The sequence below is a fragment of the Halomonas sp. JB37 genome, assembly GCF_002332255.1.
GTDB classification, from domain to species: domain Bacteria; phylum Pseudomonadota; class Gammaproteobacteria; order Pseudomonadales; family Halomonadaceae; genus Vreelandella; species Vreelandella casei.
The window spans coordinates 2,428,766-2,445,786 of record NZ_NRGW01000001.1; the positions used below are offsets into that span (position 1 = coordinate 2,428,766).

18 protein-coding genes and 1 pseudogene are annotated in these 17,021 nt (G+C 53.1%); 2 read left to right on the top strand and 17 right to left on the bottom strand.

What is annotated here, in order from left to right; genetic code table 11:
• Nucleotides 1–8: 8 nt before the first annotated feature.
• The 4 genes and pseudogenes from CIK78_RS11265 to CIK78_RS18085 all read right to left on the bottom strand — a co-directional run.
• Nucleotides 9–1,811 carry an autotransporter assembly complex family protein gene (locus CIK78_RS11265; protein WP_318781612.1) on the bottom strand — a complete coding sequence of 601 codons (1,803 nt, stop codon included), beginning with the start codon at nt 1,809–1,811 and terminating at the stop codon, nt 9–11.
• 144 nt (nt 1,812–1,955) lie between these two features.
• Complete coding sequence (locus tag CIK78_RS11270) at nt 1,956–2,777, bottom strand: hypothetical protein (RefSeq protein WP_096280073.1); 822 nt, start codon at nt 2,775–2,777, stop codon at nt 1,956–1,958.
• Nucleotides 2,778–2,786: 9 nt separating this feature from the next.
• Complete coding sequence (locus CIK78_RS11275) at nt 2,787–4,079, bottom strand: nucleotide sugar dehydrogenase (RefSeq protein WP_096280075.1); 1,293 nt, start codon at nt 4,077–4,079, stop codon at nt 2,787–2,789.
• Between the two features lie 116 nt (nt 4,080–4,195).
• Nucleotides 4,196–4,303, bottom strand: a pseudogene (locus tag CIK78_RS18085) (UTP--glucose-1-phosphate uridylyltransferase); the annotation flags it as partial.
• A gap of 151 nt (nt 4,304–4,454) precedes the next feature.
• Between CIK78_RS18085 and ubiG the strand changes: the two are divergent.
• Nucleotides 4,455–5,198, top strand: a complete 744-nt coding sequence (gene ubiG / locus CIK78_RS11285) for a bifunctional 2-polyprenyl-6-hydroxyphenol methylase/3-demethylubiquinol 3-O-methyltransferase UbiG (RefSeq protein WP_096280077.1) — start codon at nt 4,455–4,457, stop codon at nt 5,196–5,198.
• Nucleotides 5,199–5,867 carry an HAD-IA family hydrolase gene (locus tag CIK78_RS11290; RefSeq protein WP_096280080.1) on the top strand — a complete coding sequence of 223 codons (669 nt, stop codon included), beginning with the start codon at nt 5,199–5,201 and terminating at the stop codon, nt 5,865–5,867. It abuts the gene before it with no gap.
• Between the two features lie 25 nt (nt 5,868–5,892).
• Here the strand turns inward: CIK78_RS11290 and CIK78_RS11295 are convergent, their stop codons facing one another.
• The 13 genes from CIK78_RS11295 to CIK78_RS11355 form a co-directional block, all read right to left on the bottom strand.
• On the bottom strand, nt 5,893–6,654 hold the full coding sequence (locus CIK78_RS11295; protein ID WP_096280082.1) for a YciK family oxidoreductase: 762 nt from the start codon (nt 6,652–6,654) through the stop codon (nt 5,893–5,895).
• Nucleotides 6,655–6,678: 24 nt separating this feature from the next.
• Nucleotides 6,679–7,473, bottom strand: coding sequence for a tol-pal system protein YbgF (ybgF, locus tag CIK78_RS11300; RefSeq protein ID WP_096280084.1), 795 nt, complete (start codon nt 7,471–7,473; stop codon nt 6,679–6,681).
• A gap of 63 nt (nt 7,474–7,536) precedes the next feature.
• On the bottom strand, nt 7,537–8,082 hold the full coding sequence (gene pal / locus CIK78_RS11305) for a peptidoglycan-associated lipoprotein Pal (protein WP_096280086.1): 546 nt from the start codon (nt 8,080–8,082) through the stop codon (nt 7,537–7,539).
• 61 nt (nt 8,083–8,143) lie between these two features.
• Complete coding sequence (tolB, locus tag CIK78_RS11310) at nt 8,144–9,433, bottom strand: Tol-Pal system beta propeller repeat protein TolB (protein ID WP_096280088.1); 1,290 nt, start codon at nt 9,431–9,433, stop codon at nt 8,144–8,146.
• Nucleotides 9,433–10,677 carry a cell envelope integrity protein TolA gene (tolA, locus tag CIK78_RS11315; protein ID WP_096280090.1) on the bottom strand — a complete coding sequence of 415 codons (1,245 nt, stop codon included), beginning with the start codon at nt 10,675–10,677 and terminating at the stop codon, nt 9,433–9,435. Before tolA ends, tolB begins: the two co-directional genes overlap by 1 nt.
• A complete protein-coding gene (tolR, locus tag CIK78_RS11320) occupies nt 10,670–11,104 on the bottom strand; it encodes a protein TolR (RefSeq protein WP_096280092.1) in 435 nt (144 codons plus the stop codon). Before tolR ends, tolA begins: the two co-directional genes overlap by 8 nt.
• A gap of 11 nt (nt 11,105–11,115) precedes the next feature.
• A complete protein-coding gene (tolQ, locus tag CIK78_RS11325) occupies nt 11,116–11,796 on the bottom strand; it encodes a protein TolQ (RefSeq protein ID WP_225734419.1) in 681 nt (226 codons plus the stop codon).
• A gap of 73 nt (nt 11,797–11,869) precedes the next feature.
• On the bottom strand, nt 11,870–12,283 hold the full coding sequence (ybgC, locus tag CIK78_RS11330) for a tol-pal system-associated acyl-CoA thioesterase (protein ID WP_255249100.1): 414 nt from the start codon (nt 12,281–12,283) through the stop codon (nt 11,870–11,872).
• On the bottom strand, nt 12,280–13,317 hold the full coding sequence (ruvB, locus tag CIK78_RS11335; protein WP_096280096.1) for a Holliday junction branch migration DNA helicase RuvB: 1,038 nt from the start codon (nt 13,315–13,317) through the stop codon (nt 12,280–12,282). The genes ybgC and ruvB overlap by 4 nt, the downstream gene beginning before the upstream one ends.
• A gap of 81 nt (nt 13,318–13,398) precedes the next feature.
• Nucleotides 13,399–14,007: a Holliday junction branch migration protein RuvA gene (gene ruvA, locus CIK78_RS11340; protein WP_096280098.1), complete on the bottom strand. Its 609-nt coding sequence runs from the start codon at nt 14,005–14,007 to the stop codon at nt 13,399–13,401.
• Nucleotides 14,008–14,110: 103 nt separating this feature from the next.
• Nucleotides 14,111–14,659, bottom strand: a complete 549-nt coding sequence (gene ruvC / locus CIK78_RS11345; RefSeq protein ID WP_096280101.1) for a crossover junction endodeoxyribonuclease RuvC — start codon at nt 14,657–14,659, stop codon at nt 14,111–14,113.
• Nucleotides 14,660–14,754: 95 nt separating this feature from the next.
• The gene (gene aspS, locus CIK78_RS11350) at nt 14,755–16,536 is read right to left on the bottom strand and encodes an aspartate--tRNA ligase (RefSeq protein WP_096280103.1); all 1,782 of its coding nucleotides are present in this window, start codon (nt 16,534–16,536) and stop codon (nt 14,755–14,757) included.
• A 66-nt stretch (nt 16,537–16,602) separates the two neighbouring features.
• Nucleotides 16,603–16,902: a zinc ribbon domain-containing protein gene (locus CIK78_RS11355; protein WP_096280105.1), complete on the bottom strand. Its 300-nt coding sequence runs from the start codon at nt 16,900–16,902 to the stop codon at nt 16,603–16,605.
• Nucleotides 16,903–17,021 lie beyond the last annotated feature (119 nt).

Below are 17,021 nucleotides of genomic sequence, written 5' to 3' on the forward strand. Positions count from 1 at the left end.
TCTTTCTCCTAGAATTCCGGTCCGATGGAAAAATGCAAGCGAAAAGCATCTTCATCGTCAAAGGGATGGGCAATGTCTAAGCGAATTGGTCCCACCGGCGAGATCCAGCGTACGCCTGCGCCCGCACCGGTTTTCAGATCATCGGGAGCCCAGTCATCAAAGGCATCACCATTATCAACAAACGTGGCCGCCCACCAGTCGCCGGTAACACGCCGCTGATACTCCAGTGTCGACGTCAGCATTTGCTGACCACCCCGTAGACGCCCTTCATCATTACGCGGAGAGAGGCTTTCATAGGAGTAACCGCGTACGCTGCGATCACCGCCGGCAAAAAAGCGTAGCGATGGAGGCAACTTATCAAAGTCTTCCGTTTCTATCGCCCCTACACTGATGCGCGCTAAAAAGCGGTTATCGTTACCGATGGTACGAATCCATTCCGTATCCCCCGTCATGCGTGCAAACTGGGCATCCGAGCCCCAAACGGTGTCTGAGTATTCGAACGAAAGCTGCTGACGATCGCCCCATAGAGGGAAGCGCTGGGGCCGCGTGCGGGTACGCGTCCACTGAACACCGGGATAGAAGAGCCAAACTTTATCGGCCTCGCCGCCCTGTACAAAGTCTACATAGCTGGTGCGAAGGTACAGCAGCTGGACCCAGTCATTGTCAAACTGCCAGCGCCGCGCAAATTCCACGGTGCCTTCTAGCAACTCAGTATCGTTGTCATCAAGATTACGAACGCCGTATTGAAGCCGGTAGCTATCGCGTAACGGGTTTTCAAGAGGTATGTCGTATACCCCGGTGAAACGTTGCTCTGGTGCAGATAAATAAAGATCGTGGTCAAGGCTATGGCCATAGCGATTGATCCACGGCTGTTCCCAGCCAAAGCGAAGGCGCGGGCCCACATCGGTGGCGAAGCCGATACCTACCTCAAACTGATGGCGATCCGCAGGTTCAACGCTGACATCAATAGGAAGCTCTTTATCATCGGGTTTATTAATACTGAGTGCACCGGCTAAGGCAGCACTGCTCAAACGCGGGCGCTGCGGTTGAGAGGGCGTAGCCTCACTCCACCAAGGATCACTCTCGCCAGGAGGCGCAATAGTTAACTCCTGAGCGGTTGCGAGACGTGGGCGCACGGAAATAGAACTGAACCAGCCTGTGTCAGCGAGACGTTGACTATAAAGCGCTAAATTTTCTGCCAAATAGGGATCGCCAGACTCAAAGGGCTGTATACGGCGAAGACGGTCAAGTTCAATATGACTACCCTTGATCGAGGTGGGGCCAAATTGATAACGCGCACCGCTGTCAAAATCCATGTACAAGCGAGCACTTTGCAAGTACGGGCGAACCTCCATGCGCTTGTCGGTAAACCCCCAGTCAAAATACCCGCGCTCAATGGCTAGGCCGGACAGTTGACCACTAAGGCGATCCCACGGTGCATGGCGTAATACGTCACCCTCTTTAAGAGGAAACGCCTCTAATGCATCTTGAAAAGGCGGGTCATCTCTCGCACCGCCTTCAACGTTAACGGATAGTGTTTCGACTTTTACTTGCGGCCCCGGCTCAATGGTCAGCCACACACGGTCATCGGTGTTTCTTTCCAGCGTTATCTCTGGCTCATAGTAACCATATACGCGCATGGCTTCTTGAGTCCGGCGGCGCACTTCGCCCTCTAAGCGAGCGTCGGTATATTGCTCGGCGTCGACATTCTGTAAGTAGGCTTTAATGTTTTTATCGACTTCTCCGGTGACCCCCTCAATGGTCGCATCAACGGCCAATGCCCCAGATGATGCACAAAAAAGTGGTAGCACTACAAAAAAAACTCGCCCTGTAGCTGAAGTCCATCGCTGTTGTCTTCCCATACATTTTTTTCCTAAACTATATCAGCGGCTTCATCGTTCTACCCATTTAATGCATTAGCAAATCACAGGTGTCGACGTCAGAATATTCTTTCTTTAACGCAACATTTCTAACTGAGCACTGAAGGCGAGCTGCGCTTGACGCACCTGGCGCAGATCGCTTTCAAGTGTACCTAAGCGCTGGCTCCACTGCTGCTCTAATGCCTGCAAAGCTTCTTGGTCAACCGGGTCTTCACTATCAGCGATCGCTGCTTCAAACGAGTCGAATCGCGTTGCGAATTCGTCTCTTTGCGCTGCCAACTGCCCTTCCCAAGAGCGGCTAGCGCTGTCGATCTGGCTATCCTGTTCTTCAAGCCGCTGGTCAGTGAGTTGCTCTAAATGGGCAACTTCTTCAACCAAACTTTGTCGACCCGATACGCCCGTCTGCTCTAGTGTATTAAGCGATTCACGAATCGCCATCAGCTGACTATCGCGAAGCGCCGCCCGCTCTTGAAACTGCTTTATCTGCTGTGCGAGAGCATTAATCGAATCACTTGAAACCATATCATCACTATTAGTGAGCAGGCCGTACAGCTCTTCGCGAGTATCAATAAGCGAAACAGATAGCTGCTCTTGCTCTTGGAACAGCGTCGACATTTGCGCCTGCACAAAGGTAATCGTGTCTTGCACATCACCGTCGCCTGAATCAAGCCGGGCATGAACATTGGACACCTCTCCGCTGACCACGCGCAGTTCATCTAACAATCGTTCACGCTCATACCAAAGTCCAGCCGCTGCTGCGATCAAGACTCCCATGATCAAAAATATGAATAGCCACAGCGGCCAGAGCGCCGGCCCTTTTCGATGGCGTATAGGTTGCGTCGTCAAGCTTTGATCCACGTCGGGTACAATACGAGAGGAGGCGCTAGCGTCTGGCATGACATTTCCTCAAAGAGTCTTCGGGTCGGCACGGCGGCCTATTCCCCGGTACATTATTCCACAGCTGGCAACGAACTCAGGATCATAAATATTACGTCCGTCTAGTACTAGCTTAGCGTCTAATAACGACGCTAGCCGATGCCAGTCAGGATTCCAATACGTTTTCCATTCTGTGACTAGCATCAACACGTCGGCCCCTTCACACGCCTGATAGGGGTCATGGGTAAACGTACGCAGGTCATCGCGCTCACCCACAAAAGCCCGAAGCGCTGGGACGGCGGCGGGGTCATGCAACTGAACCGTCACGCCCTGGGCCCATAATGCCTCAAGCAGCGTCAGCACCGGGGCATGATCGATACGTGCGGTACCAGGCTTAAAGGCAGCGCCCCAAATCGCGACTGTTTTGCCCGCAAGCTCGCCGCCAAAGTGCGACCATAGTTTACGAAACAGCGTCTCTTTTTTCTGCTCGTTGATGTCCATTACCTGCTCAAGCAGGGCTGAGTAGCGGCCGCTCTGCAACTGAACATCGGCTAAGCGCATCAAGTCACGCGAGAAGCTAGGGCCACCAAAACCACAGCCTGGATACAGATATTCAAAACCGATGCGAGAATCGGCACCCATCCCTTGGCGAACATGCTCAACATCAACGCCTAGCGTATCCGCCAAACCGGCTATTTCATTCATGTAACTAATGCGCGTCGCCAGCATGCCATTAATGGCTAGCTTCGTTAACTCGGCGGCACGGCGCGGCATGCACTGAAATACTTCGCTGCGCCGATTAAACGCGCGTAAAAGCTCTCTTGCCACTTGCTCGCCGGTGGCATCATCACAACCCAGCAGCCACCTCGTCGGGCGAGTAAATGAATCCCAAGCACGGCCTTCTTCTAAGGTGTCAGGAAGGGCTACGCTGGTGTGCTGAGCGCCCATCAGCGTATGCAGGCGCTCGGTTTCCCCTACCGGAAAGGTCGAATTATTGACCAGTACAATACCATGCTGATCGGCTAACAGCGGATCTTCAAGCAGCGTGCTGGCAGCGCCGCGTTGAGCAGGTGATAACGCTAACCAGATAACGTCAGGGATAGCGGCTTCTGACAGCTGCTCAATGACTTGAAGCGTGCCCTCCGCTAAGCCCTGCTCAAGGTGCGCCCTCAACTGAGGTTCGCTCCGTAGCCAGTCGACCTGTGAAAGAGCAGACCAGGGCGCGTCCGCGTGTGGCAGCCACTGTACTTGATGGCCTACCCAAGCTAACGCGGCAGCGGCGGTCGCGGCACTTAATTCGCTTCCATAAAGTAGCACCCGCATGCATTACTCTCCTAGGTGGTAACGCGACAGCAGCGTTTGAAAAGCTTTTCCAAGCTCAAGATGACGACGAGCATAAGCGAGCGTAGCAAATACGTAGCATGGCTAACAGCTCATGGAATCACAGGTCTATCAACAATCGTAATCATCTCCTTGGGAATAGCCTTCGATGCGTGCAAGCAGCGAGCGCCAAATCCAGCCACGGGGAGCACGGCCTTGCGAATCATAGAGAGGTCCTTTTCATGCGTTCCGACACAGGAGTGGTTAGAATGTCCATAATACTGAAGGCGCGGGTGGATGCCACCTCGCATTAGACGATAACGATTGGGCAGCGTGTAATTATTTCACCAGCTGTGCAATGACAACGGAAGCCACACTATGCAAGCGACACCACAGGATAGCACTGCTGACCACTATCAAGGCAACGTCGATGCAGCGGAAGTCGCTAAATTTGAGGTACTTGCGAGCCGCTGGTGGGACCAACAGGGCGAATTTAAACCGCTGCACGAGATAAATCCGCTGCGCTTGGATTTTATTGATGCCCGCGCTGGTCTAGCCGGGAAAAAAGTCCTTGATGTAGGCTGCGGCGGCGGCATTTTAAGCGAGTCTATGGCACATCGCGGGGCTAAGGTGACAGGCATTGACTTGGGTGAAGCCCCCCTAGCGGTCGCCCGCCGGCATGCGCAAGAGCATGGCGTTGAAGTCGATTATCAGCACATTAGCGTAGAGGCCATGGCGGCCAAGCAGCCCGGCTTTTATGATGCGGTTACCTGCATGGAAATGCTTGAGCATGTGCCCGACCCCGCATCGGTGATCAGAGCCTGCAGTGCCCTTGTAAGACCGGGCGGCTATGTATTTTTCTCAACGCTAAATCGAACCGCAAAATCCTATGCGTTTGCCATTTTAGGGGCGGAATATGTACTCAAACTGCTGCCCCGCGGCACCCATAGCTATGCAAAATTTATTCGCCCGTCAGAAATGGCCGCTTGGTCGCGCAACAGTGGCTTAGAAGTGCGTGAACAGACAGGACTTACCTACAATCCTTTAACACGCCGCTATCGCTTGGCTAGCCACGATGTCTCGGTCAACTACATGATGTACTGCCGCAAGGTGAGCAGTTAAATGACGAAGCAAGCACCGCAAGCGATTCTCTTTGACCTAGACGGCACCCTCGTCGATACCGCACCGGATTTGGCGAATGCCACCAACGTGTTGCGCAGCCATCATGGCTTAGCGCCACTCCCGTTTGAGGTAATACGCCGTGAGGTATCTAACGGCGGTAATGCGCTGGTGACGCTGGCGCTTGGGCTCGATATTGATTCGTCACAACATATACAGGCACGAGAGTTTTTACTGGATGCGTACGAACAGGCCGTCGCTGTTCATAGCCGAGTTTTTTCGCCTTTGGACGTTTGGCTGAATGATTGGCATCGCAATGGGCAACCGTGGGGAATTGTGACCAATAAACCGCGCCGATATACCCTGCCACTGCTCGAAAAGCTGAATTTACAGCCAGGGGCGCTGCTATGCGCGGATGACTTGAGTGTCAAAAAACCGGCACCTGAACCACTATGGGAAGCTGCCAAGCGCTTGAACGTTAAGCCGGAGCAGTGCTGGTATGTTGGCGATCATGTTCGCGATATAGAAGCCGCCGTAGCAGCCGGAATGACGGCGGTAGCGGTGGGCTATGGCTATATTAGCAAAGAGGACAACTATAAGGACTGGCCTGCAGACATCTGGTTTGAAGAATGCGAAGCGCTCGTCGATGCCCTAAGCGAATTTAAACGCTAAGCGCCGTCAGGCATCGAGACATTTATTATATGCGCGGCGGCTGAGCATCTAGCTTCTGGCCGCTGACTCCCGTGCTGTCAGGCCCCATTAACCATAAGTAGGTCGGCATAATGGCTTCGGGTGAGCGCAGCGCAGCCGGGTCTTCACCTGGGAAGGCAGAACGGCGCATTTGAGTGCGCGTAGCACCTGGATTCAGCGAGTTAATGCGGATATTGGGTTGGCTCTGTAATTCATCGGCCAGTACGTCGACAAACCCTTCAGTGGCAAACTTAGAGACAGAATAAGCGCCCCAATAGGCACGGCCTTTGCGACCAACACTGGAAGAGGTAAAGATTACCGAGGCATCATCAGACTCTTGCAATAACGGCAGCAGCGCCTGGGTCATCCAAATTGGGCCATTGATATTGACCTGCATGACTTGCTGCCACAGCTCGGGATCGTACTGATCAAACGGTGTGATACGGCCTAACAGCCCTGCGTTGTGCAAGAGGCCATCCAAACGGCCGAACTCTTTGTCCAGCGTTTTGGCCATATCATGAAAATCTTTAAGCGTGGCACCTTCAAAGTTCAGCGGAAAAATGGCTGGCTGAGGCCCACCTGCCGCTTCGATTTCATCATAAACGCGCTCTAGCTTAGCAATAGTGCGTCCTAGCAAAATAACGGTCGCCCCATGCTGGGCATAGCTCAATGCGGCTGCGCGGCCAATTCCATCGCCTGCACCGGTTACCAACACAATGCGATTTTCCAATAGACTGGGCGCTGGTTGATAGTCGATCTTGCAGCTCATGCTGATTCCTTCAAGCAAACGTTGTTAACTGGCTGATTGGCGTAAAAAGTCGTTCGCAAGACCTGCGGCGCTGCTTTGTGGGTAGTCGTCACGCACTTGCTCAAGCAACTCTCGACTACCTTCTGCTTCACCTTGACGCGCCTTGACCAGACCCAGCTTATAAAGAGCATCAGGCACTTTACTGCTGCCGCTATAATCATTGATAACGCGGCTAAAGGACTGGTCGGCCTCCCCTAGCTCGCCTTCTGCGGCGTAAAGTTCACCCAACCAATAATGACCGTTAGCCGTTAAGCTAGTATCTGGGTGATCAGTAACAAAGGCTTCAAACGCTGCAATGGCTTCTGAAAAACGCCGGGCTTGCACGTGTGCAAAGGCTGCCTGGTAATCAGCCTGCGCGTCTTCACTTACATTTTTAGTAGAAGGCGCATTCACGACTTGCTCAGCGGCTTCAGGCTCTACGGCCGGTGTGGACTGCTCAATCTGAGTAGGGCCACTGCTCATCAACCGGTCTTCAATATCCAGGTACTGCTGCTGAGATTGACGACGCAACTGCTCTAGCTGGTGGCGTAATTCTTCTATTTGCCCCCGCAGTTGTTGAAGTTCTTGCTGATGTTCCTGCACCTGATTAAACAACACCAGATTGCCGCCAGACGATTCTTCACGCTGCGCCTGCTGATAAAAGCCATTGCTGGGAGCATTGGAAAGGTCTTGGACAAGCGGCTGTTGTGCTACGGCAATTAACGGCAATACGGACAGCGGGAGCACTAAGGCTCCCGCACCGCACAGCCTCCCAAAGTAACGTTTGAGACTGTGATTCATAACAACTCCATCGATGAAAAACGGCGTGCCATAAGCACGCCGAAATCAACCGTAGTTAAATACTTAGTAGTTAAATACAACGCGACGGTTTTGTGAAGAGGCGCTTTCGCCTTCACCACTCACTGCCGGACGTTCTTCGCCATAGCTAACAACGCTCATTTGCGAATTGGAAACACCTTGGATGTTTAAGAAACGCTTTACCGCTCCCGCACGACGCTCGCCTAGCGCCATGTTGTATTCGCGAGTACCGCGCTCGTCCGTATGCCCGTGGAGAACCACTTGTGCATTCGGGTTGGCACGTAGGTAACGCGCATGGGCCATCACTACAGATTCATATTCGCTTTTGATCGTGTCACGGTCAAAATCGAAATAAATGGTGCGCACTTCCGGAATGCGCGAATCAGCTTGCTGACCAGAACCTGAGCCTGAACCAGTAGATGAACCGTACTGGCTACCTGTGCCTGTACCGGAAGTGTTAGAACCTGTAGTGCTGCCGTCCTGGCTACCGTACGAGTCACCATCTTGGGTTCCGCCGGTGCTGGAACAGCCAGCGATTACCACGATAGATAGCACTGCTGCTAATGAGCGAGCCAACGGTTTAAGTTGCATAATCAGACTCCTTGCCTGAAAACTAAAATTTTCGATTTTCGATGTTAGTTAATTAAGTCGATCAATTTAAGAAGGGTGACCAAGCTGGATCACGTACATCACCTTGTGCTGATGGCAGTCTAAATGAAGAGCGTCCATCGGCAGAAACAGCACTTAGTACCCCACTATTACCCTCTTGGGTAGCGAAGATTACCATGGTCCCGTTCGGCGCAACACTAGGAGATTCATCTCTTGTTGATTCACTCAATACGACTAAGCGATCGCCGCTTAAATCTTGCCGTGCCACTTGATACCCGCGACTAGAACGATGTATCAAGAATATCTGCTCGCCATCAGGAGAATAGCGACCGCGAGCGTTGTAGTTGCCGGTAAATGTCAGGCGTTTAGCCTCACCACCGCCCATCGAATACTGATAAAGCTGTGGGCCACTGCTGCGATCAGAGGTAAACAGCAGACTCTGGCCGTCTGGCGCCCAAGCTGGCTCAGTATCAATACTATTATTATTGGTGATGCGCTCTACTGAACTGCTGCCGACATCCATAATATAAATTTCGGGCTGGCCATCTTTAGACAGTGACATCGCAATACGACGACCATCTGGCGACCACGCAGGTGCACCGTTAATGCCGTCAAATGACGTTGCCTGAACGCGCTGACCGGTTGCTACATCTTGAATATAGATGGCAGGGCGCTCTGTTTCAAAAGATACGTAGGCAAGCTTACTACCGTCGGGTGACCATGATGGTGACATAATCGGCTCATCAGAGGTCAATACCTGCTCACTGCGACGCCCATCGGCATCGGCAACGTACAAACCAAACTGCATATTATCGCCAATACCTTGGGCAGTCACATAAGCAATTTTGGTTGAGAACGCACCACGGATGCCGGTGATTTCTTCAAAGATTTGATCACTAATATAGTGAGCAGCACCGCGAAGATCATTACCTCTTACGGTGACTGTCTCACCGATCATCCTACGCTGACCGCTAATGTCCATGAGCTCAAACTGCAGCTCAAAGCCACCATCGGTTGGTTGCGCGCTGCCGACGACCAAGTAGCGCACATCAAGAGAATGCCATGTGCCGAACTGAACATCGTCAGACTGGCTGGGCGTCTCAAACATAGCGCTACGTGCTAGCGGGGCAAAATAGCCACTGCGTTCAAGATCATCCTGCACAATCTGTGCGACATCTTCGGGCATGCCGTCTGAACCTGCGAACGGCACCACGCCAATGGGTAGCGCCTGATCGCTACCTCGAGTAATTTCAATCGTCAAGTTGTCGGCACTCACTGCACTACTGACGAACAGCAGCACACAGAACAACCACACTTTGCTCAAGCTTTGCATCAGCGAACATCTCCCGGAGTAAATCGCAGATTAAACTGACGTAAATTACGCTGCTGATCGGCTGGTAAATCTCTCAATTCACCAAACGGTGCAGCATGTTCCACGGCCTGCATGACAGACCTGTCAAAAGCACTATCGCCGCTTGATGTCACAATCGACGTTGCTAACAGTTCACCCGATGGACCAAGACGTACCTGTAGCGTAGCACTCATCGAATCACTTGCACCGGCCGGAATCAACCAGGCCTGCTCAACCGCACGACGAACGATATTGATAAAGCTATTGGCCGCCTGCGCAGCCTGCTGTGCATTGGCAGCTGCTTCGGCTTCACCGGCTAGCTGGCGCTGCATGGCGGCCTCCGCTGCTTCCGCGGCCTGACGTTGACGCTCCGCTTCTGCTTCAGCTTCACGACGCTGCTGCTCTTGTGCCTCACGCTGACGCTGGGCTTCGGCTTCCCGCTCGCGTTCGGCCTCTTGCTCCTCACGCTGGCGCGCCTCTTCAGCTTCACGTTTTTGTGCGGCTTCGGCCTCATCTTCTTTACGCTGCTGCTCTGCCGCTTCGCGTTGACGCTCGGCTTCGGCGGCCTCTTCTTCTTCGCGCTGCTGTTCCGCGGCTTCCTGCTCGCGCTCGGCTTCGGCGGCTGCTTCCTCCTCACGCTTTTGCTCCGCCGCCTCCTGCTGGCGTCGGGCATCTTCTACTTCACGCTGACGTTCTGCGGCGGCTTCTGCTTCAGCTTGACGCTCCGCTGTCTCTGCTGCCTGCTGCTCAGCTTGCTCGGACGCTTCTGCCGCACGGCGCTGAGCTTCGGCTTCTGCCGCCTCGCGCGCTTCTTCTAATGCCTGAGCCTCAGCTTGAGAAGCGCGTTGAGCCGCTTCTGCTGCTGCTTGCTCGGCCGCCTCTGCAGCGGCTTGTTCAGCAGCCTGCTGCTCCGCGGCGGCTTGCTGCTCGCTTGCAGAAGGCTCATCGGGAGCATCAGGCTCTGTAGGCGCGTCAGCTGGCGCACTCATGGCCGCCTGCTGATCCGTTGCCTGCTGCGCTTGATCGGTAAATGTCTCCGTACTCACTAACGTCGCCTGAACAATCGAAGAGCTATCAGGCTCTGCCGTTCGGCTGGGCAAGCTAACCAAGCTAAACAGCACAATGGCAGCGTGCACGCCTATCGCCAAAACGGTGGGCCATTTATAGCCAACATCTTGGGGGTCGTGAGAAGACTTTCCTGCCATATACGCTTTGCCCTTACCCATCTTGCGGCGGCTCAGAAAGCAGCCCAACGTTGGCAACCCCCGCACCTTGGAGGGTACTCATAAGCACAACAATTTGGCCATAGGCCACATTGCGGTCGCCACGCACCATCACCGGTGTTCCAGGACGCCGTTGCAAAATAGCCACCACGCGCTGGGACATTTCATCGAGCGTTACTGAGGTGGAGTCCTCGCCGAGAGTGATGAAGTAACCACCGTCACTGTCAACCGAAATAATGATCGGATCATTTTCCTGCTCATCAATCGGCTGAGACGAAACCTGAGGCAGCTCAACTTGCACGCCCTGAGTCAACATAGGCGCAGTGATCATGAAAATCACCAGCAGTACCAGCATAACGTCGATAAAGGGGACGACGTTAATCTCCCCCATCGGCTTGCTTTTACCGCTACGATTAAATGGTCCTTGCATAGCCGTCTCCCTTAACTTGCGCTCGGTTTGCTGTCACGACCCTGCAGATTACGGTGCAAGATAGCGTGAAACTCTTCCGCAAAATCTTCATATTTGCCGAGCAACCGAGAAGCGTCATTAGAGAGACGGTTATAGAAAATAACCGCTGGAATAGCGGCAAACAGGCCCATCGCCGTTGCAATCAGCGCTTCCGCAATCCATGGCGCAACCGTTGACAAGGTTGCCTGCTGGGTCAACGACAGTGCCTGAAATGACCCCATGATACCCCAGACCGTCCCGAACAGACCGATATAAGGGCTTGCAGAAGCAACAGTGGCTAGAAAGACCAAGTGCTGCGTTAAGCGATCCTCTTCCCGTGACCACGCCACGCGCATACTACGCTGTACACCCTCTAACACGGTGCTAGCGTCACTCGTTTTAGGCATTAGCCGGTTGAATTCACGAAACCCAGCTTGGAAAACGTGTTCAGCCCCGTGTCGAGGGTCATCAACTGGAATCTCTCGATAGAGCTCATTCAAGTCGACACCGGACCAAAAAGACTCTTCAAATTGGTTGTATTCTTGCTTGGCACGGCGCAGCGCTATGCTGCGCTGAAAAATCACCACCCAAGAGAGGATTGACGCCACCACAAGTAGCAGCATTACCAGCTGTACGACGGTACTGGCATTCATTATCAGGTGGGGAATGGACATGGTGTTATCGTTCACAGGTGCCCTCATCAATCTATTAGGGTCGGTATTTCCGACGCAGTGAATGGCCTCTTGGTTAAGAGGCCTGTATCAAAATCTTAAGCGCGGGTGGCCAAGCTTTTGGCCGTAAACGCTCTTTACTCAAGCATGCTATCTCGACTGTGGCAGTGCATAGGAGTTCCTCAGCGCGCCAAACTTGCTGCTCGAAGGTCATCCGACAGCGCCCGACGTTAGTTACCCGTGCACTAATTTCCAACGCATCGTCCAAACAGGCAGGCTTTGCATAATCACAGGCCAAGCGGTATACCACTAGCTGTGTACCTTCGTCTAGCAGCGTTTGCTGATTAAGGCCTAGTTCGCGTAACCATTCACTGCGCGCACGCTCCATAAACTTCAGATAATTAACGTAGTAAACAATGCCGCCTGCATCCGTATCTTCCATATAAACACGTAGCGGCAGGCGATAACTAGCGGCGGTAGAGACACTCACGGGCGTCGCTCCCCTTCCATGTCGGACGCCTGTTCGTGAGGAACGCGCTCAAAGTGTAGCCAAGCCTGACGTGTGACGACGCGCCCACGAGGTGTACGCATGATTAAACCTTGCTGAATAAGATAAGGCTCAATCACATCTTCTATGGTGTCTCGCTCCTCGCTAATCGCTGCGGCTAATGAATCAATACCCACCGGGCCGCCATCGAATTTATCGATCATAGCCAGTAAGAGCCGCCGGTCCATATGATCTAGCCCATGATGATCTACATTGAGCATATTGAGTGCTGCGTCTGCGATTGCTACATCAACCACACCGTTGCCCTTCATTTCGGCGTAATCGCGCACACGGCGCAATAGGCGATTCGCTATACGAGGCGTTCCTCGTGAACGACGCGCCACTTCAATAGCTCCTTCGTGGCTGGTTTCTACGCCGAGTAGGCGCGCTGAGCGCGAAACAATTTCGGTAAGCTCTTCCAGATTGTAAAATTCAAGACGCTGAACAATGCCAAACCGATCGCGCAGTGGTGAGGTTAATAATCCTGCACGGGTGGTGGCGCCGACCAACGTGAAACGAGGAAGGTCTAGCTTTATGGAACGCGCAGCGGGGCCTTCACCAATCATGATATCCAGCTGAAAATCTTCCATGGCGGGATATAAGACTTCTTCGACGACGGGAGAAAGGCGGTGAATTTCATCGATAAAAAGCACGTCGCCAGGCTCTAAATTGGTCAGCATAGCGGCTAAGTCGCCGGCACGCTCAAGCACTGGCCCGGAGGTAGACTTCATGCCCACCCCCATCTCAGCGGCGATAATATGAGCCAGCGTGGTTTTACCTAACCCCGGCGGCCCGAACACCAGAGTATGATCTAGGCTCTCTTCACGTAACCGAGCGGCGCCAATGAAGATTTCCAGCTGTTCGCGAACGCGGGGCTGGCCAATATACTCATCCAGCCGCTTGGGGCGAATTGCGTAATCAATGCGCACCTCACCGTGCTCAGGCTCAGCGGCGATCAGCCGATCGTGTTCTAACATAAGTGCTCTTTTTTCAAGTGCATTTTTTAAGTGCGTTTTTTAATCGTAAATTCAACAACGGTCTATGCTCAACCTTTACGGCTAGCCATTCATACGTTGCGTCAGCGCGGCTTTAATAAGCGCCTCCGTCGACTGATTAGAGTCTATGTCCGCCAACATTTTTGATGCTTCGGTGAGTTTATACCCCAAACTTACCAATGCGGCCTCCGCATCGGCGAGGTTGTCTCGTGCAGAGCCCCGGCCATTGGTAGCCTCAAGAGGCAGTAATGCATTGCTACCATCTTCCCACTCTGGAAAGCGATCGCGCATTTCGATGATCAGCCGCTCGGCGGTTTTTTTCCCCACGCCTGGCAGCTTGGTTAGCGCCTTACTGTCATCGTCTCGGACACAGCGCATAAAGGCATCTTCGTCCATGCCCGACAAAATCGCTAACGCCAGCTTAGGCCCCACGCCGTTGACCTTTATCAGTGCTCGAAACAGAGCACGCTCATGCTCTCTTCCAAAACCGTATAGCAGGTGAGCGTCGTCACGAATGGTTAGATGTGTGAATAACGAAACGCTTTCCCCGACTGCAGGTAATGCTACCAACGTGTTCATTGACGTTTCTAGCTCGTAACCTACGCCATGAACGTCGATCACGATCCAAGGCGGTTGCTTTGCCAGTAACTGGCCACTCAGACGTCCAATCATAAAGTCGCTCGCGCTCGGGTGAAAACGATAGAGTAAAAACAGCCGTTTACTATAAAGTGACTATGTACAGATGACCAGTAGTAAGACTTTACATATTGTCGATTTAAAGACGCCAGCGCCCTGCAGAGCGGCTGCGACCCCGCGTCACCGTGCCAGTAAGCCCCGTTGCGCTGTAGGCATGGGTTAACGCAATGGCAAGCGCATCGGCGGCATCTGCTTGCGGAGTGGCCGAGAGCTGCAAAATAGCCGTCACCATATGTTGCACTTGAGCTTTATCCGCACCACCCTGGCCCGTCACCGACTGTTTGATTTGTCGTGCGGCATACTCGGCAAGACTTAACCCGTGATTTGCCATACAGACTAATGCGGCTCCTCTTGCTTGGCCCAGTTTAAGTGCTGAATCCGGATTTTTAGCCATAAAAACACGCTCAATAGCTACTTGAGAAGGCTTGTGCAAACCGACGACTTCGCTGAGTCCTGCATAAATTTGTGCCAAGCGTTGCTCTAAAGCGCCGTCAGCGGTGCGGATACAGCCGCTCGCTACGTAGCAAGGCTTGACGCCAATCACATCAATAACGCCGTAACCCGTCACGCGGGAGCCAGGATCAATGCCCAGTATGCGTATGGGTACAGCAGGCTTTCTCTCATCCATAACACCGTTACTCGAGTGGATTAGGCCTAACTATCAGAGCAGCATACAAAAACACCGACGCCGTAGCGTCGGTGCTGGTCAACGGTACAGGCGCTTTATTCTGCGACTGTTTCCGCCTTAACTTTTTGACGTAGGCGGATGTGAAGGTCTTTTAGCTGCTCTGGGCTGACTTCACCCGGCGCATTGGTCATTAAGCAGGCCGCGCTTTGGGTTTTCGGGAAAGCAATCACTTCACGAATAGTCTTAGCACCGACCATCAGCATCACCAAACGGTCCAGACCGAACGCTAAGCCACCATGCGGGGGCGCGCCGTATTGAAGCGCATCCAGCAAGAAGCCGAATTTCTCCTGGGCCTCTTCCTCACCAATGCCAAGAATATCAAATACGGTGCTCTGCATGGCTTGGTCATGAATACGAATAGAGCCGCCACCGAGCTCGGTACCATTAAGCACCATGTCATAAGCCCGCGAAAGCGCTTTAGCTGGATCAGCCTTGAGCTCCTCAGGTGTGCACGAAGGTGCCGTAAACGGATGGTGTAGCGGACTTAAACGACCGCTGTCATCGGCCTCAAACATGGGGAAGTCGACAACCCAAAGCGGCGCCCATTCCTGGGTGTAAAGCTCCAGGTCAGCGCCCAGCTTGACACGCAGCGCTCCAATGGCTTCGTTGACGATACGCGCTTTATCTGCACCGAAGAAAATAATATCGCCATCTTCTGCGCCTACGCGATCAAGCAGCTCTTCAACGATATTTTCCATAAACTTGACGATCGGTGACTGCAGACCCTCAAGCCCTTTAGCGCGCTCGTTGACCTTAATCCATGCCAAGCCCTTAGCACCGTAAATGCCAACAAACTTGGTGTACTCATCAATCTCTTTACGCGAGAGCTTAGCACCGCCGGGCACTTTGAGCGCCGCTACGCGGCCATCATCGGCACTGGCCGGACCAGAAAAGACTTTAAAATCGACCTGCTGCATTAGGTCATCAACGTCAGTCAGTTCAAGCGGGATGCGCAAGTCTGGCTTATCAGAGCCAAAGCGATCCATCGCTTCCTGCCACGTCATCCGCGGGAACTCAGGAAGCTCAGCGCTTAACACTTCTTGGAACAGCTGGCGAATCATGGTTTCAGTAATCCCCATGATATCGTTCTCATCTACAAACGATGCCTCAATATCAATCTGGGTAAATTCAGGCTGACGATCGGCACGTAAATCTTCATCACGGAAACATTTGGCAATTTGATAGTAGCGATCAAAGCCGGCCACCATCAAAAGTTGCTTAAACAGCTGAGGCGACTGCGGCAACGCAAAGAAGCTACCGGCATGCGTACGGCTAGGCACTAGATAGTCACGCGCCCCTTCTGGTGTGGCGCGTGTCAGCACAGGGGTTTCGATATCTAAAAACCCCTGACCTTCAAGGTAGGCACGAACGTTGTGAGAAATACGTGAACGCAGACGCAGTTTTTCAATCATGTCAGGGCGACGCAGATCGATATAGCGATACTTTAAACGCACTTCTTCGCCCACTTTCCCATGCTCATCAAGCATGAAAGGCGGCGTAATTGCCGCGTTGAGCACTTCAACATCTTTTGCTAACACTTCAATCATGCCCGTCGGCATGTTGGCATTTTGGGTGCCTTCTGGACGCAACCGCACACGGCCTGTAATGCGCAGGACGTACTCGCTGCGAGCGCGGTCCGCATGAGCGAACGCATCGGCGGTATCGGGGTCGACCACGATCTGAGCGATACCATCGCGGTCGCGCATGTCGAGGAAAATTACTCCACCGTGGTCACGGCGGCGATGAACCCATCCGCATACCGTAACCGTTTGATCCACCAAAGTTTCATTCAGCTGGCCGCAATAATGGCTGCGCATGTCAAATCCTGTTCTGTTACGTGGCAATTAATGTGTCGCGGGTCGTCCCAACCCTGGCAGCCTCGGCTATGCCGCGGCGCCCTTGTCTGTAGGAGTAGCGCTCTTAGAGGTAGCACTGGTATCACTGGTTTTGCCAGCATCTGTCGATGCCGTTTTGCCATCAGCGACTAAATTCTTTTTGCTACCCGTTTTAAAATCAGTTTCATACCAACCGCCGCCGGCCAAGCGAAACCCTGCAGCGGATACCAAGCGAGCCAAACCATCGCTATGACACGCTGGACAATCCTTTAAAGGATCAGCACTAATCTTCTGCAGTTTTTCCATACGATGGCCGCAGGCCTTGCACTCATATTCATAGATGGGCATGTTGATGACTCCTTATAAAGCTCAACGCTGACAGGTTCAGTTCTGACAGACGTGTTTCTGACAGAAAAATAGCAAAAATAAACGCTGCCGGGCTGCCAATATGTGGCCAGTCGGGATAA

Coding starts and splice junctions, on each gene's coding strand:
- CIK78_RS11270 (WP_096280073.1), bottom strand. CDS start 2,777: ATGCCAGACGCTAGCGCCTCCTCTCGTATTGTACCCGACGTGGATCAA.
- CIK78_RS11275 (WP_096280075.1), bottom strand. CDS start 4,079: ATGCGGGTGCTACTTTATGGAAGCGAATTAAGTGCCGCGACCGCCGCT.
- ubiG (WP_096280077.1), top strand. CDS start 4,455: ATGCAAGCGACACCACAGGATAGCACTGCTGACCACTATCAAGGCAAC.
- CIK78_RS11290 (WP_096280080.1), top strand. CDS start 5,199: ATGACGAAGCAAGCACCGCAAGCGATTCTCTTTGACCTAGACGGCACC.
- CIK78_RS11295 (WP_096280082.1), bottom strand. CDS start 6,654: ATGAGCTGCAAGATCGACTATCAACCAGCGCCCAGTCTATTGGAAAAT.
- ybgF (WP_096280084.1), bottom strand. CDS start 7,473: ATGAATCACAGTCTCAAACGTTACTTTGGGAGGCTGTGCGGTGCGGGA.
- pal (WP_096280086.1), bottom strand. CDS start 8,082: ATGCAACTTAAACCGTTGGCTCGCTCATTAGCAGCAGTGCTATCTATC.
- tolB (WP_096280088.1), bottom strand. CDS start 9,433: ATGCAAAGCTTGAGCAAAGTGTGGTTGTTCTGTGTGCTGCTGTTCGTC.
- tolA (WP_096280090.1), bottom strand. CDS start 10,677: ATGGGTAAGGGCAAAGCGTATATGGCAGGAAAGTCTTCTCACGACCCC.
- tolR (WP_096280092.1), bottom strand. CDS start 11,104: ATGCAAGGACCATTTAATCGTAGCGGTAAAAGCAAGCCGATGGGGGAG.
- tolQ (WP_225734419.1), bottom strand. CDS start 11,796: ATGTCCATTCCCCACCTGATAATGAATGCCAGTACCGTCGTACAGCTG.
- ruvB (WP_096280096.1), bottom strand. CDS start 13,317: ATGTTAGAACACGATCGGCTGATCGCCGCTGAGCCTGAGCACGGTGAG.
- ruvA (WP_096280098.1), bottom strand. CDS start 14,007: ATGATTGGACGTCTGAGTGGCCAGTTACTGGCAAAGCAACCGCCTTGG.
- ruvC (WP_096280101.1), bottom strand. CDS start 14,659: ATGGATGAGAGAAAGCCTGCTGTACCCATACGCATACTGGGCATTGAT.
- aspS (WP_096280103.1), bottom strand. CDS start 16,536: ATGCGCAGCCATTATTGCGGCCAGCTGAATGAAACTTTGGTGGATCAA.
- CIK78_RS11355 (WP_096280105.1), bottom strand. CDS start 16,902: ATGCCCATCTATGAATATGAGTGCAAGGCCTGCGGCCATCGTATGGAA.